Raw genomic sequence first — 12,275 nt, 5'->3', positions numbered from 1 at the left:
GCCGGGACCGGGCCTGCGGACCCGCGGGCACCCAGGCATTCGCAGGGCCGACCGGCGCGTACCCCACGCTCCACCCGGGAGAGGGCTAGGTTGCTGGACATGCGAGTCGCAGTCGCGCGGGAGACCCGCGAGGGCGAGACCCGGGTGGCGATGGTCCCCGAGCTCGTCGGGAAGCTGGCCGCGCTCGGGCACGAGGTCGTGGTCGAGACCGGCGCCGGCCTCCGGGCCCTCCACGAGGACGAGGAGTACGCCGCTGCCGGGGCCCTCGTCGAGGACGACCCGTTCCCGGAGGCCGACCTGGTCTGCTCGGTGCAGCCGCTGTCCCGTGACACCCTCCGCCGGCTCCGCGCCGGCGCGGTCACCGTCTCCTTCCTGCCCACCGCCGCCGAGCTCGACCTGGTCCGCGACCACCGCGACCTCGGCACCACCGCGATCGCCATGGAGCTCGTCCCGCGGATCTCGCGGGCCCAGTCGATGGACGCGCTGTCGTCGCAGTCGCTGGTCAGCGGCTACCGCTGCGCGGTCGTCTGCGCCGGGCTGCTGCGCCGGTTCTTCCCGCTCAACATGACCGCCGCCGGCACGGTGCCGCCCGCCCAGGTCGTCGTCCTGGGTGCCGGGGTCGCCGGCCTCCAGGCCATCGCCACCGCCCGTCGCCTCGGGGCCGTCGTGAAGGCGTACGACGTGCGTGCCGCCGCGGCGGAGGAGATCCGCTCCATGGGGGCGCACGCGATCGAGCTCGACCTGCCCACCCTCGAGGGAGCCGGCGGCTACGCGCGCGAGATGTCCGAGGAGCGCGCGGCCCTCCAGAGGGAGCTGCTGGCGCCGTACGTCGCGGCGGCCGACGGCCTGATCACCACCGCCGCGGTGCCGGGGCGCACGGCCCCGGTGCTGGTCACGCGGGAGATGGTCGAGGCGATGAGCCCCGGGTCGGTCGTGGTGGACCTGGCGGCCGACTCCGGCGGCAACGTCGAGGGGTCGGTGGCGGGTGAGATCGTCGCGATCGGGCGGGCCCAGGTGTGGGGCGGGCGCAACGTCGCCGCGCAGATGCCGGGCCCGGCCTCGCGGCTCTACGCGCAGAACGTGCTGAGCCTGCTGACCCTCATGACGCGCGAGGGAGAGCTGGTCCTCGACCTCGACGACGAGATCCTCGACGGGGCCTGCGTCACCCATGCCGGCGTCGTGCGGCACGAGCCCACGCGGCTGCTGCTCGAGGGACCCGGCACACCGGTGGAGGAGGAGTAGTCGTGGACGACGGCATGGTCTGGCTGACGATCTTCGTGCTCAGCGTCTTCGTGGGCGTGGAGGTCATCTCGAAGGTGTCCTCGACGCTGCACACCCCGCTGATGTCCGGGGCCAACGCGATCCACGGGATCATCCTGCTCGGTGCGGTGCTCGTCACCGGTCAGACCGAGTCGACGGTGGCGCTGGTCGTCGGACTGGTCGCGATCGTGCTGGCCGCCGTCAACCTGGTCGGCGGCTTCGTGGTGACGGACCGGATGCTGCAGATGTTCGTGCGCAGACGGGGGGCTCCGCCCCCCGTCGACCCCCCGAGGACAAGCGGGGCCGGCCGGTGAGCGCCGTCCCCACCTGGGCGCAGCTGGTCTACCTGCTCTGCGCCGTCGGCTTCATCCTCGCGCTCAAGGGCCTCGCGGGCCCGCGGACCGCGCGCACCGGCAACCTCGTCGGCGCGGCCGCCGCGGTCGTCGCGGTGGTGCTGCCCTTCACCTACCTCGACCTCGACCACGTGCCGCTCATCGTCGGCGCGATCGTGGTCGGCTCCCTCGTGGGCGCGCTCGGCGCGCGCCGGGTGCAGATGACCCAGATGCCGCAGATGGTCGCGCTGTTCAACGGCGTGGGCGGTGGAGCCGCGGCCCTGGTCGCGCTGCTGGAGCTCGACGAGCTGCTGCACCTCTCCGACGCGGCCGACGTCGAGTCCTTCGTGCTCGCCGCGACCGCCTTCACCGTCCTGGTCGGGTCGGTCTCCTTCGCGGGCTCCGTCATCACGTTCGCCAAGCTCCAGGAGCTCATGACCTCGCGTCCGGTGGTCTTCGCCGGGCTCCCGCTGGTCTTCGGTGCCGCGATCCTGGCGTCGCTGGCCCTGGGCGTCCTCACCGTCACGAACGCGACCCTCGGGATCGGCATCGGCCTGGCCGTGCTCGGCCTGATCGTCGGCGTGCTGCTGGTGCTGCCGGTCGGCGGCGCGGACGTACCGATCGTCATCTCCCTGCTCAACGCCTTCACCGGGCTGACCGTCGCCGCCGGCGGCTACGTGCTCTCCAACGTGGTGCTGCTGGTCGCGGGCACGCTGGTCGGGGCCTCGGGTACCTTCCTGACCCTGCTGATGGCGCGCGCGATGGGCCGTTCGGTGCCCAACATCCTCTTCGGGGCGCTGCGCGGCGGCTCCACCCTCGGCGCCGGCGAGGCCTCCGACCGCCCGGTCCGCTCGGCCGGCCCCGAGGACGTCGCGATCCTGCTGGGGTACGCCGACCGCGTCATCATCGTCCCCGGCTACGGCCTGGCCGTCGCCCAGGCCCAGCACACCCTGCGCGAGCTGGTCGAGGTGCTGCAGGCGCGCGGCACCCGGGTCGACTACGCGATCCACCCCGTCGCCGGCCGGATGCCCGGGCACATGAACGTCCTGCTCGCCGAGGCCCAGGTCCCCTACGAGCAGCTGGTCGAGATGGACGACATCAACGGCGAGTTCAAGCACACCGACGTCGTGCTGGTCGTCGGCGCCAACGACGTCGTCAACCCCGCCGCCCGCACCACGCCCTCGGCCCCGATCTACGGCATGCCGATCCTCGACGTCGACCAGGCCCAGCAGGTCGTCTTCCTCAAGCGCTCCATGCGTCCCGGGTTCGCCGGCATCGAGAACGAGCTGCTCTTCGACCCGCGCACCACCCTGCTCTTCGGGGACGCCAAGGAGTCGCTCACCAAGCTGCTCGCGGCCGCGAAGGGGCTGTAGGGCTTCTCCGCCGTGAGGTCCAGCGGCGGAGCGTGAGGTTCAGCGGCGGAGCGTGAGGTTCAGCGGCGCCCCGCTGAAGCTCACTGTCCCCCGATGCAGCTGCGTGGGTGCGCCGCAAGGTGCAGCGGTGCCCCGCTGAACCTCACACGAGCACCGCCGCCCTCAGGTTCAGCGGCGCCCCGCTGAAGCTCACGGTCCCCCGATGCAGCTGCGTGGGTACGCCGCAAGGTGCAGCGGCGCCCCGCTGAACCTCACACGAGCGCACCCTCAGCCCGCGACGCCGTACAACCGGTCGCCGGCGTCGCCGAGTCCGGGCACGATGTAGCCCTTCTCGTTGAGCCGCTCGTCCATGGCGGCGGTGACGACGGTGACGGGGACCTCGAGGCCCTCGAGGTCGGCGGCGAGGCGCTCGCAGCCCTCGGGGGCGGCGAGCAGGCAGATCGCGGTGATGTGGTCGGCGCCGCGGTCGGTGAGGAAGCGGATCGCCGCGGCGAGGGTGCCGCCGGTGGCGAGCATCGGGTCCAGGACGTAGCACTGGCGGCCGGAGAGGTCGTCGGGCAGCCGCTCGGCGTACGTCGAGGCCTCGAGGGTGTCCTCGTTGCGCACCATCCCGAGGAAGCCCACCTCGGCGGTCGGCAGCAGCCGCATGAAGCCGTCGAGCATGCCCAGCCCGGCGCGCAGGATCGGCACGACCAGCGGCTTCGGCGAGGCCAGGCGTACGCCGGTGGCGGCCGCGACCGGCGTGCGGATCTCGACCGGCTCGACGCGGACGTCGCGGGTGGCCTCGTAGGCCAGCAGCGCGACCAGCTCGTCGGTGAGCGCGCGGAAGGTCGGGGAGTCGGTGCGCTCGTCGCGCAGCGTCGTGAGCTTGTGGGTGACGAGCGGGTGGTCCACGACCTGGGTGCGCATGGCGCCCAGCCTAGGACCCCGCCGCCTGTGGGAGTGCCCACGGGCGAAGGGGGTTGGCCGTGGGTGGGACGTCTGCCACGCTGGTGCCTGCACGACGGCTCCACCGGGCCAGCGCCACACCTGCACACGCACCACCTCCACGTGGGCCGCAGGCCCGCACCGGGTCCAGGGAGACCACATGGACGAGACCACCACGCAGCTCGACGACGTCGATCTCGCCGTGGCGGCGTACCGCCAGGGTGGACGCTGGGTCGTGCAGGAGATGACCCTCGAGCACTGCGAGGACGTCGAGCTGCTGGCCGACGCGCTGCGCCGCCTCGGCGGGGACACCGGGGCGATCGGGCTGGTCTCGGTCGACGAGGACTTCTTCGTGATCGTGCGGGTCGAGGGGGAGCGGACGAGGGTGCTGCTCTCGGACGCCAGCGCCGCCGAGGACTGGGACCTCGCCGAGACCGTGATCGACCTCCTCGACGAGATCGACCCCGACGACCTCGACGAGCGCGACGAGGACGAGCCGGCCGGCGACCTCGGCCTGCTGGCCGACCTCGGGGTCAGCGAGGACGCGCTCGAGGAGCTGCTCGACGACCCCGACGCCTACCCCGACGAGGTGCTCTCCGACGTGGCGCGGCTGATCGGGTTCGGCGAGCAGTTCGACGACGTCGCGGGCCTGGCCCCCGCGTGAGGACCCGGTCGTGGGGGCCCGTCGTGAGGAGCCCGGTGTGAGGGCAGAGCACTGAGGCACGCGGACTGGGCGGACCCCATGCGGGCCGCCCTCGCCGAGGCGCGCGCAGCGCTCGCCACCGGCGACGTCCCGATCGGGGCCGTCGTCGTCGATGCGGCCGGCGAGGTCGTGGGGCGGGGGCGCAACGTCCGCGAGGCCGAGGCCGACCCCACCGGCCACGCCGAGGTCGTCGCGCTCCGTGAGGCCGCCCGCGCGCGTGGGGAGTGGCGGCTCACCGGCTGCACCCTCGTGGTCACCCTCGAGCCGTGCACCATGTGCGCCGGCGCGGCCGTGCTCAGCCGGGTCGACCGCGTCGTGTTCGCGGCGTACGACGAGAAGGCCGGCGCGGTCGGCAGCCTCTGGGACGTCGTGCGCGACCGCCGCCTCAACCACCGCCCCGAGGTGCTCGCCGGAGTGCTGTCCGAGGAGTCGGCCGCGCTGCTCGCCGACTTCTTCGCTGCCCAGCGCGACGACTGATTTCTCCCGCTCCGACCCGCTCCGGTACATTCACCCGCGGTGGCGTGTCCGAGCGGCCGAAGGTGCATCACTCGAAATGATGTGTGGGGTCAAACCCACCGTGGGTTCAAATCCCACCGCCACCGCCAGCGTCACGAGAGCCCCGGGCCGGGATGGTCCGGGGCTCTCGTCGTCCCAGGCTGGCTCCAGCCGCGCGATCACAGCCGACGCAGCGCCGACTCGGCCGCGTTGAACCCGGCCATCCCGTGCACGCCGCCGCCCGGCGGGCTGGCCGAGGAGCAGAGGTAGACCCCGGGGACACCGAGGGAGTAGGGGTCCAGCGCCGGGCGCGGCCGCATCGCGATCTGGGTCCAGGTGTTGGCGCCGGCGGAGATGTCGCCACCGACGTAGTTGGGGTTGTAGGCCTCCCAGTCCGCGGGGGTCCACACCTTCGTCGCGACGACCCGCTCGCGGAACCCGGGGGCGAAGCGCTCGATCTGCGCGGTGACGGCCTCGGTCGCGTCGCCGGCGTACCCGTGCGGGACGTGGGCGTAGGCGTAGACCGGGACGACCGACCCGACCGCGCGCGCCGGGTCGGCGACCGCCTGCTGGCCGAGCAGCACGAAGGGACGGTCGGGCATCTGGCCGCGCGCGGTCATCGCCTCGACCGCGACGATCTCGCGGGCGGAGCCGCCGAGGTGCAGGGTGCCCGCGAGTGCGCAGTCGGGGTTGGTCCAGGGGATGCCGCCGTCGACGGCGTAGTCGACCTTGTACGCCGCCGGGCCGTAGTCGAAGCGCTCGAAGGCCCGCCGCACGCGCGAGGGCAGGGCGTCGCCGACGATTTCCAGCGCCCCGGCGGGTGCGGTGTCGAGGACGACGACCTCGGGTCGGCGGCCCAACCCGGCGAGCTCGGCGAGGGTGTCCAGCGACCGCACGCGCACTCCGCTGCGGACCGTCCCGCCGAGCGAGGCGAGCTTGGCCAGCAGGGCCCGGGTGATCGACTCGGTGCCGCCCTCGGCCACCGGCCACCCGACGGCGTGCGCGGCGCCGGTCAGCAGGAAGCCGACGGACGAGCCGAGCGGCCCGGTCAGGGTGCCGAACTTGTGCGCGGCCACGCCGGTGAGCAGCGCCTTGGCCGGCTCGTCCGAGAAGCGGGCGGCCTGCCAGGTCGCGGGCATCGCCGCCTTGAGGCCGAAGCGCCCCAGGGTGACGGGGTGCTGCGGCACGTGCACGACCGGTTGGAACACGTCGGCGACGAGGTCGTCGAAGTGGCGCACGATCGGCTCGAAGATCCGTCGCCACCGGGCGCCGTCGCGACCGAGGCTGGCGACCGAGCGGTCCATGTCGCGGGCGGCGAGCGCGGCGCGACCGTCGTCGAGCGGGTGCGCCAGGTCGATCTTCGGCCACAGCCAGCGCAGGCCGTGCCGGCCCAGGTCGAGGGAGGCGAAGAACGGCGAGGCCACCCCGGTCGGGTGGAAGCCGGCGCACACGTCGTGCACCAGCCCGGGGACGGTGAGCCGGTCGTCGGTGCGGGTGCCGCCCCCGGGGCGCTCGTGCGCCTCCAGGACGGTCACCTCCAGCCCGGCCTGGGCCAGGCGGATGGCGGCGGCGAGCCCGTTGGGCCCGCTGCCGACCACCACGGCGCTCGTCACGCGGGCTGCTCCTGGCCGCTCGTCGACCCGCGGGTCAGCGTCTGGCGGCGTACGAAGCCGGGAGCCGTCCAGGTGACCTGCAGCGGGATCGGGCCGTCGGGCAGCCAGGGCTGGGTGGCGACGCAGTCGCGCACGTCCCAGGTGCCTCGCTCCACGGTGCCGAGTGCTGCATCGATCACGCGGTACTCCTGTGGTCGGCCGTGGCGCCACGGGGTGGCCTGGGACTCGCAGTAGACCATGACCAGGTCGCCGGGCTCGAGACCCAGCCGGGCCTGCACCGCAGCGACGAGGCGCTCGTCGTTGAGGTGCCCGTCGCCGAAGTTCCAGCCCAGCAAGATGTTGGACATGAACTCGCCCTCGCGGACCACCCGGTCCTCGAGGTCGTCGAGGTGCTCGTAGAGGACGGAGTAGAGCCCGCGGCCCTGGCTGTGCACCGCCCGCCAGGCGTTGACCTTCTGCATCGTCATCTCGGCGTCGTCGTGCTCGTAGGGCATGCCGAGCATGCGCTCGAGCTGGTGCACCTGCGTCTCCACGCACTTGATCTCCTCCAGACGCCCCCTCGTTCGCGGCGGCACGCGACAGCTTCGGCGACTACGACCTGGTGCGGTCCTCCCGCGACCCCGGCGGCCTCGCCGCGGTGCCGGTGACCATCGCGTGGGGCACCCGGGACGTGGTGCTGTGGCACCGCGCCCAGAGCAGACGGGCCAGGAAGGTCCTCCCCGGGGCGCGGGACGTCGACATGCCCGGCTGCGGGCACCTGCCGTTCAGCGACGACCCCGCCCTGTGTGCGGACGTCGCGCGGACCACGACCGGGTCGGCGTGAGGCCGCTTGGCAGGATGCCGACCGTGAACATCGTCGAGTTCGAGGGCAAGCGCCCCGTCGTGCACCCCGAGGCCTTCGTCGCCGTGACCGCCACGCTGATCGGGGACGTGACGGTCGAGGCCGGCGCGAGCATCTGGTACGGCGCGGTCCTGCGCGGCGACATCTGCACGATCGTCGTGCGGGAGGGGTCGAACATCCAGGACAACTCCGTCCTGCACGCCGCCCCCGGCGAGGTGCTCACCGTCGGGCCCCACGCCACGGTCGGCCACTCCTGCGTGGTGCACGGGCGCGAGGTCGGCGAGCGGGCGCTGGTCGGCAACGGCAGCACGCTGCTTGACGGCTCGGTCGTCGGGCCCGGCACGCTGGTCGGCGCCGGGTCGGTCGTCACCCCCGGCACCGAGCTGCCCGGGGGCATGGTGGCCACCGGCACGCCCTGCAAGCCGCTCAAGCCGGTGGAGGGCACCAGCTCGCAGGTGTGGATCGACACCAACGCCGGCTACTACCGCGAGCTCGGCGAGCGGCACCGGCTCGGCGCCGGCATGGTGGACGGGCCGGTCACGCCCGCCTGACCAGGTCGCGGGCGAGGTCGGGGCAAGGGGGCGGCGAGGGGGCTCAGCGCGCGTCGAGCCGGATCGTCCCCAGCGCCTCGAGCTCGAGCTCGTAGCGGCGACCCGCGACCAGCGGCACCGCGTCGGTGAGCGCCCCGGCCAGCACCCACGACCCCGCGGGCAGCGCCTCCCCGTGCGCGGCCAGGTGCTCGGACAGCAGGACGAGCGCCCGCAACGGGTCGCCCAGCACGGCCGCCCCGGTCGCGCGCTCGACCACCTGTCCGTCGACCCGGACCTCCCCGCGCAGGGCGGCCAGGTCGCCGACCGTCGCGAGGTCGTGCACCCCGCTCCCGAGCACGAACCCGGCCGCGCTCGTGGCGTCGGCCAGCACGTCGGCCAGCCGGAACCGGTAGCCGGTCCACCGCGAGTCCAGCACCTCCGCGGCCACCGCCACGCCCGCGACGTACGACGGCAGCTCGGTCGGTCCGAGGGCCCGGTCGATCCGGCGGCTGGTCAGGAACGCGACCTCGGGCTCGACCCGCGGCTGCACCCAGCGACCCACGTCGAGCCGACCCTCGGGGAGCCGCATCGCGTCGGTGAGGAACCCGACCACGGGGCGTCGCACTCCCATCCGCTGCTGCTTGGCCTCGCTGGTCAGACCGAGCTTGGCTCCGACCCTCCGCTCCCCGGCGCGCAGCCGCTCCGCGAGGTCGACCTGCTGGACGGCGTACCCCCAGGCCTCGTCGAGATCGGGGTGCTCGTCGGTGAACGGCTCCAGGGTGCGACCCTCCACCCGCGCGGCACGCAGCGTCGCGGCTGCTTCGCGGGGGGTCACGAGCCCGCCGGCGCGGCGGAGGTCGCGCCGCGGGAGCCGTCCACGTCCTGGCCCAGCACCTCGTCCAGCCAGCCGACCAGCGCCCGCACGGTGCCGGCTGTCAGCAGGTGGCCGCCGGCGTCGCGGTGGCTGGTGGTCCGGGCGCCGGAGGTGCCGCGGAGGTACTCCCACGTGCGGGCCAGCAGCTCGGCCGGGATGACCCGGTCCTCCTCGCCCTGGGCCACCAGGACCGGCAGCCCCTCGAGTCGACCGGCGTCGGTCGGGACCCCGGCGTCGAACGGGAGGGTCCCGAGCAGCACGGCCAGCCCGGCCCACCGCGCGGGGTCGTCGAGCGCCAGGCCGCCGGCGAAGGCGGCACCGCCGCTGAACCCCACGAGGACCACCGGGCGCCGACCCGCTTGGTCGGCCCAGGTCCGGAACCAGTCCATCGTGCTGCGCAGGGACTCCGGGAGCGGCCGGCCGATGCCCCGGTTGGCGAACCACGCGAAGCCGGCCCCCTCCGCCAGGGGCGCCCGGACCGCGGCGTACTCCGCCCGGCCGGGCAGCGCCGTCTCAAGTGCCTCCCCGAGCGCGACCACCGAGGACTCGTCGGCACCCCGGCCGTGCAGCAGCACCACGAGCGGCCGGTCGGTCCGGCCCCCACCCACGCGCGCGACGACCGGCGCGGGCAGGGTGCCGTGGGTGTCGGTCGGAGCAGGGCTCACCGCGTGGCCTCGACCGGACGCAGCTCCGAGCCGGTGGCGACGCCGCCCCAGCGACGGATCTCGCCGGGCAGGTCGAGCCGCTCGATGGGAGCGGTGTCCTCGTACTCGCCCCAGGCCGCGCGCGGCAGCATCCACATGACCTCCAGCTCGTTGCCGTCGGGATCGATGCCGTAGATGCTCTTCGTGGCGCCGTGGCTCGACTCACCGGTGTAGGCGTCGCGCTCGGCCAGCAGCATCCGCGCGGCCTCGAGGTCCTCGATCGCGTCGACCTGCCAGGCGAGGTGGTAGAGCCCGATCGAGCCACGGGGGCGCGGCGGGCGGGCACCGATGCCGAAGAGGCCGAGGTCGTGGTGGTTGCCCGAGCGCACGAGCCGGAGGAACGCGGCGTTGGCGCGCGGCTCACGGGCCGCGACCTCCATGCCGAGGACCTCGGAGTAGAAGGCGATGCTGCGCTCGAGGTCGGAGACGTAGAGCACGGCGTGGTTGAGGCGGACGGCCTGGACGGACATGAGTGGGCCTTTCTCGTAGATGCTTGTACCTACAACTAACAGGCTAACCCACAAAGTTGTTCCTGCAACCATTCAGGGGAAGGATGAGCGCATGAGCGGGGGCGAGGACGCGGCACCGGACGACGTGCGGTGGCTCGACGAGTCGGAGATGCGGGCCTGGCTGCGGCTGGTGGCGGTCCTCGAGCTGCTCCCCGGCACGCTCGACGCCCAGCTGCGGCGCGACGCCGCGATGACCCACTTCGACTACATGGTCGTCTCCCAGCTCTCCGAGGCGCCGGGTCGCACGCTGCGGATGACCGCCCTCGCCCAGCGCACCAACGCCACGCTGCCGCGGCTCTCGCACGTCGTGCGCCGCCTCGAGGAGCGCGGTCTCGTCGAGCGCACGCCCTGCCCCGAGGACCGCCGCGCCACCGACGCCCGGCTCACCGACACCGGGCTCGCCGCGGTGGTGGCCGCCGCGCCCGGGCACGTCCGGGCCGTGCGCGAGCACGTGGTCGACGCGCTCACGCCCGAGCAGGTCGGGCAGCTCGCCGGGATCGCCGAGGCGCTGCTGCGCCGGCTCGACCCCGACGGCCGCATGACCGACCTGTACGACCCGTCCTGACCCGCCTGCCGTCGTACGCCGTCGGCGGCTGCGGTGGGTCGTCCGGGGCGGCAGGATGTGGCCCGTGAGCACCCCCATCCCCGAGGGCAGCGGCGAGCCGGCGGTCCGCGTCGAGCGCGACGGCCCGGTCGCCACCGTCGTCCTGCACCGTCCCCACGCCCGCAACGCCGTCGACGGCGCGACCGCTGCGGCCCTGGCGCGGGCGTTCCGCGACGTCGATGCCGACGACTCCGTCGCCGTGGCGGTGCTGTGGGGGGACGGCGGCACGTTCTGCGCCGGGGCGGACCTCAAGGCCGTCGGCACCCCTGACGGCAACCGGGTCGACCCGCCCGGCGCCGACGGCCCGATGGGACCCACGCGGATGCGGCTGTCGAAGCCGGTCGTCGCCGCCATCGAGGGGTACGCCGTCGCCGGCGGCCTCGAGCTGGCCGCCTGGTGCGACCTGCGCGTTGCGGCTGCCGACGCGGTGCTCGGTGTCTTCTGCCGCCGCTGGGGCGTGCCGCTCATCGACGGCGGCACGGTGAGGCTGCCCCGGCTCATCGGCGCGAGCCGGGCCATGGACCTGGTCCTGACCGGACGGCCCGTCGACGCCTGGGAGGCCGAGCGCATGGGTCTGGTCAACCGCGTCGTCCCGGTCGGGCAGGCGCGGGTCGAGGCCGAGGCCCTCGCCCACCAGCTCGCCGCCCTCCCGCAGACCTGCCTGCGCCGCGACCGGCTCTCCCTCCTCGACTCCGAGGGCCTCACCGAGGCCGAGGCCCTGGCCGTGGAGTACGAGCACGGGCTGGTCTCCCTCACCGAGGCTGTCGAGGGCGCCCAGCGCTTCGCCTCCGGGGCCGGCCGCCACGGCGAGCCCGCCTGACCCACCGCCGACCCGTCGGTTGTGAACCGCCGAGCCGTCGGTTGTGAACCGCTGAGCCGTCGGTTTCGCACCGCCGAGCCGTCGGTTTCGCACCGCCGAGCCGTCGGTCCTGCACCGCCGAGCCGTCGATGCCCGTGACCGGGTGTGCGGCGGCGTACGAAACTGACGTCTCGAGGGTTCGAAAGTGACGGGTCGGCGGTCAGCGGGGGTCGAGGCAGACGGCGACGAGCGCGCCGGGGGCGGCGCCCTGGTACGCGGCCCAGCCGCGTTCGAAGGAGACGACGCGCAGCTGGCCCTCGCGGTTGCGGAGCAGGGTGCTGGCGGGCACCGAGCCGTCGGGGAAGCCGGTGGTGGTGCACCGGTGGTCGGTCATCAGCTGCTCCAGGGCCGTGTCGACCCGGGGTGCCGGGGTGGCGGGCTCGGCGGACACGTGGGCCGTCGCGCCGATGGTGATGACCGCGCCCAGCACGGCGCCCTTCACGACGTCGAGCGTCCGGAGCACGTGCCGGCGCCGCCAGGTCCGGCGCCGCGCGCGCAGCCGTGGTGGGGCGAGGGCCAGGTGGGCGGTGGGGGGACCGTCGACCGGACCGGTGGGGGAGTCGGTCACGGTGGGACAACGAGGCGAGGGGCCGGTGCGCTACGCCGGTACGGACCGGTGTCACCCGGACGGCGCCCGGCCGTCGTCCGTCG

Annotated in this window: 16 protein-coding genes and 1 tRNA gene; 10 read left to right on the top strand and 7 right to left on the bottom strand. The window is 74.3% G+C overall.

Annotated elements, in window-relative coordinates:
• Positions 1-99: 99 nt before the first annotated feature.
• Genes ACYVID_RS15370 through ACYVID_RS15360 form a run of 3 tightly spaced genes read left to right on the top strand, consistent with a single transcriptional unit; the run spans position 100 to position 2,965 of the window.
• Entirely contained in the window at positions 100-1,242 is a 1,143-nt protein-coding gene (locus tag ACYVID_RS15370; RefSeq protein ID WP_460738497.1) for an NAD(P) transhydrogenase subunit alpha, read from the top strand.
• A 2-nt stretch (positions 1,243-1,244) separates the two neighbouring features.
• Positions 1,245-1,574, top strand: coding sequence for an NAD(P) transhydrogenase subunit alpha part 2 (locus tag ACYVID_RS15365; RefSeq protein WP_460738496.1), 330 nt, complete (start codon positions 1,245-1,247; stop codon positions 1,572-1,574).
• Positions 1,571-2,965 carry an NAD(P)(+) transhydrogenase (Re/Si-specific) subunit beta gene (locus tag ACYVID_RS15360; RefSeq protein ID WP_460738494.1) on the top strand — a complete coding sequence of 465 codons (1,395 nt, stop codon included), beginning with the start codon at positions 1,571-1,573 and terminating at the stop codon, positions 2,963-2,965. Before ACYVID_RS15365 ends, ACYVID_RS15360 begins: the two co-directional genes overlap by 4 nt.
• A gap of 267 nt (positions 2,966-3,232) precedes the next feature.
• Here ACYVID_RS15360 and upp read toward each other — a convergent pair whose 3' ends face one another.
• Entirely contained in the window at positions 3,233-3,874 is a 642-nt protein-coding gene (upp, locus tag ACYVID_RS15355; RefSeq protein ID WP_460738492.1) for a uracil phosphoribosyltransferase, read from the bottom strand.
• A 178-nt stretch (positions 3,875-4,052) separates the two neighbouring features.
• Here upp and ACYVID_RS15350 point away from each other — a divergent pair, with 178 nt between their 5' ends.
• The 3 genes from ACYVID_RS15350 to ACYVID_RS15340 all read left to right on the top strand — a co-directional run bounded on the left by ACYVID_RS15350 (position 4,053) and on the right by ACYVID_RS15340 (position 5,200).
• The gene (locus ACYVID_RS15350; RefSeq protein ID WP_460738490.1) at positions 4,053-4,556 is read left to right on the top strand and encodes a tRNA adenosine deaminase-associated protein; all 504 of its coding nucleotides are present in this window, start codon (positions 4,053-4,055) and stop codon (positions 4,554-4,556) included.
• A gap of 51 nt (positions 4,557-4,607) precedes the next feature.
• Complete coding sequence (gene tadA, locus ACYVID_RS15345) at positions 4,608-5,072, top strand: tRNA adenosine(34) deaminase TadA (RefSeq protein WP_460738563.1); 465 nt, start codon at positions 4,608-4,610, stop codon at positions 5,070-5,072.
• Between the two features lie 38 nt (positions 5,073-5,110).
• Positions 5,111-5,200, top strand: a tRNA-Ser gene (locus tag ACYVID_RS15340).
• A 69-nt stretch (positions 5,201-5,269) separates the two neighbouring features.
• Here ACYVID_RS15340 and ACYVID_RS15335 read toward each other — a convergent pair.
• Both ACYVID_RS15335 and ACYVID_RS15330 read right to left on the bottom strand, forming a co-directional pair.
• Positions 5,270-6,703, bottom strand: a complete 1,434-nt coding sequence (locus ACYVID_RS15335) for a phytoene desaturase family protein (protein WP_460738488.1) — start codon at positions 6,701-6,703, stop codon at positions 5,270-5,272.
• Positions 6,700-7,278, bottom strand: a complete 579-nt coding sequence (locus ACYVID_RS15330) for a DUF3556 domain-containing protein (protein ID WP_460738486.1) — start codon at positions 7,276-7,278, stop codon at positions 6,700-6,702. The genes ACYVID_RS15335 and ACYVID_RS15330 overlap by 4 nt, the downstream gene beginning before the upstream one ends.
• Before the next feature lie 26 nt (positions 7,279-7,304).
• On the opposite strand from ACYVID_RS15330, the gene ACYVID_RS15325 reads away from it, so the two are divergent.
• Positions 7,305-7,526, top strand: a complete 222-nt coding sequence (locus tag ACYVID_RS15325) for an alpha/beta fold hydrolase (RefSeq protein ID WP_460738484.1) — start codon at positions 7,305-7,307, stop codon at positions 7,524-7,526.
• A gap of 23 nt (positions 7,527-7,549) precedes the next feature.
• Positions 7,550-8,095 (top strand): gamma carbonic anhydrase family protein, encoded by a 546-nt coding sequence (locus tag ACYVID_RS15320; RefSeq protein ID WP_460738482.1) that lies wholly within the window; start codon positions 7,550-7,552, stop codon positions 8,093-8,095.
• A gap of 43 nt (positions 8,096-8,138) precedes the next feature.
• Here ACYVID_RS15320 and ACYVID_RS15315 read toward each other — a convergent pair whose 3' ends face one another.
• Genes ACYVID_RS15315 through ACYVID_RS15305 form a run of 3 tightly spaced genes read right to left on the bottom strand, consistent with a single transcriptional unit; the run spans position 8,139 to position 10,122 of the window.
• Positions 8,139-8,909, bottom strand: a complete 771-nt coding sequence (locus ACYVID_RS15315; protein ID WP_460738480.1) for a 2-keto-4-pentenoate hydratase — start codon at positions 8,907-8,909, stop codon at positions 8,139-8,141.
• A complete protein-coding gene (locus tag ACYVID_RS15310; RefSeq protein WP_460738478.1) occupies positions 8,906-9,613 on the bottom strand; it encodes an alpha/beta hydrolase in 708 nt (235 codons plus the stop codon). The genes ACYVID_RS15315 and ACYVID_RS15310 overlap by 4 nt, the downstream gene beginning before the upstream one ends.
• Positions 9,610-10,122, bottom strand: a complete 513-nt coding sequence (locus tag ACYVID_RS15305; protein ID WP_460738476.1) for a VOC family protein — start codon at positions 10,120-10,122, stop codon at positions 9,610-9,612. The genes ACYVID_RS15310 and ACYVID_RS15305 overlap by 4 nt, the downstream gene beginning before the upstream one ends.
• Before the next feature lie 91 nt (positions 10,123-10,213).
• Here ACYVID_RS15305 and ACYVID_RS15300 point away from each other — a divergent pair, with 91 nt between their 5' ends.
• Both ACYVID_RS15300 and ACYVID_RS15295 read left to right on the top strand, forming a co-directional pair.
• On the top strand, positions 10,214-10,726 hold the full coding sequence (locus ACYVID_RS15300; protein WP_460738474.1) for a MarR family winged helix-turn-helix transcriptional regulator: 513 nt from the start codon (positions 10,214-10,216) through the stop codon (positions 10,724-10,726).
• A gap of 64 nt (positions 10,727-10,790) precedes the next feature.
• The gene (locus ACYVID_RS15295; RefSeq protein WP_460738472.1) at positions 10,791-11,585 is read left to right on the top strand and encodes a crotonase/enoyl-CoA hydratase family protein; all 795 of its coding nucleotides are present in this window, start codon (positions 10,791-10,793) and stop codon (positions 11,583-11,585) included.
• 199 nt (positions 11,586-11,784) lie between these two features.
• On the opposite strand, the gene ACYVID_RS15290 is transcribed toward ACYVID_RS15295, so the two are convergent.
• On the bottom strand, positions 11,785-12,192 hold the full coding sequence (locus ACYVID_RS15290; protein WP_460738471.1) for a hypothetical protein: 408 nt from the start codon (positions 12,190-12,192) through the stop codon (positions 11,785-11,787).
• Positions 12,193-12,275: the final 83 nt, after the last annotated feature.

Source organism: Nocardioides ginkgobilobae (assembly GCF_054781275.1).
The sequence above is the reverse complement of the archived record's forward strand: the minus strand, read 5'-3'. Positions and strand labels throughout refer to the sequence as shown.

Excerpts from the sequence above, each read along its gene's own strand:
- ACYVID_RS15370 (WP_460738497.1), top strand. The coding sequence starts at position 100 with ATGCGAGTCGCAGTCGCGCGGGAGACCCGCGAGGGCGAGACCCGGGTG.
- ACYVID_RS15300 (WP_460738474.1), top strand. The coding sequence starts at position 10,214 with ATGAGCGGGGGCGAGGACGCGGCACCGGACGACGTGCGGTGGCTCGAC.
- ACYVID_RS15305 (WP_460738476.1), bottom strand. The coding sequence starts at position 10,122 with ATGTCCGTCCAGGCCGTCCGCCTCAACCACGCCGTGCTCTACGTCTCC.
- upp (WP_460738492.1), bottom strand. The coding sequence starts at position 3,874 with ATGCGCACCCAGGTCGTGGACCACCCGCTCGTCACCCACAAGCTCACG.
- ACYVID_RS15350 (WP_460738490.1), top strand. The coding sequence starts at position 4,053 with ATGGACGAGACCACCACGCAGCTCGACGACGTCGATCTCGCCGTGGCG.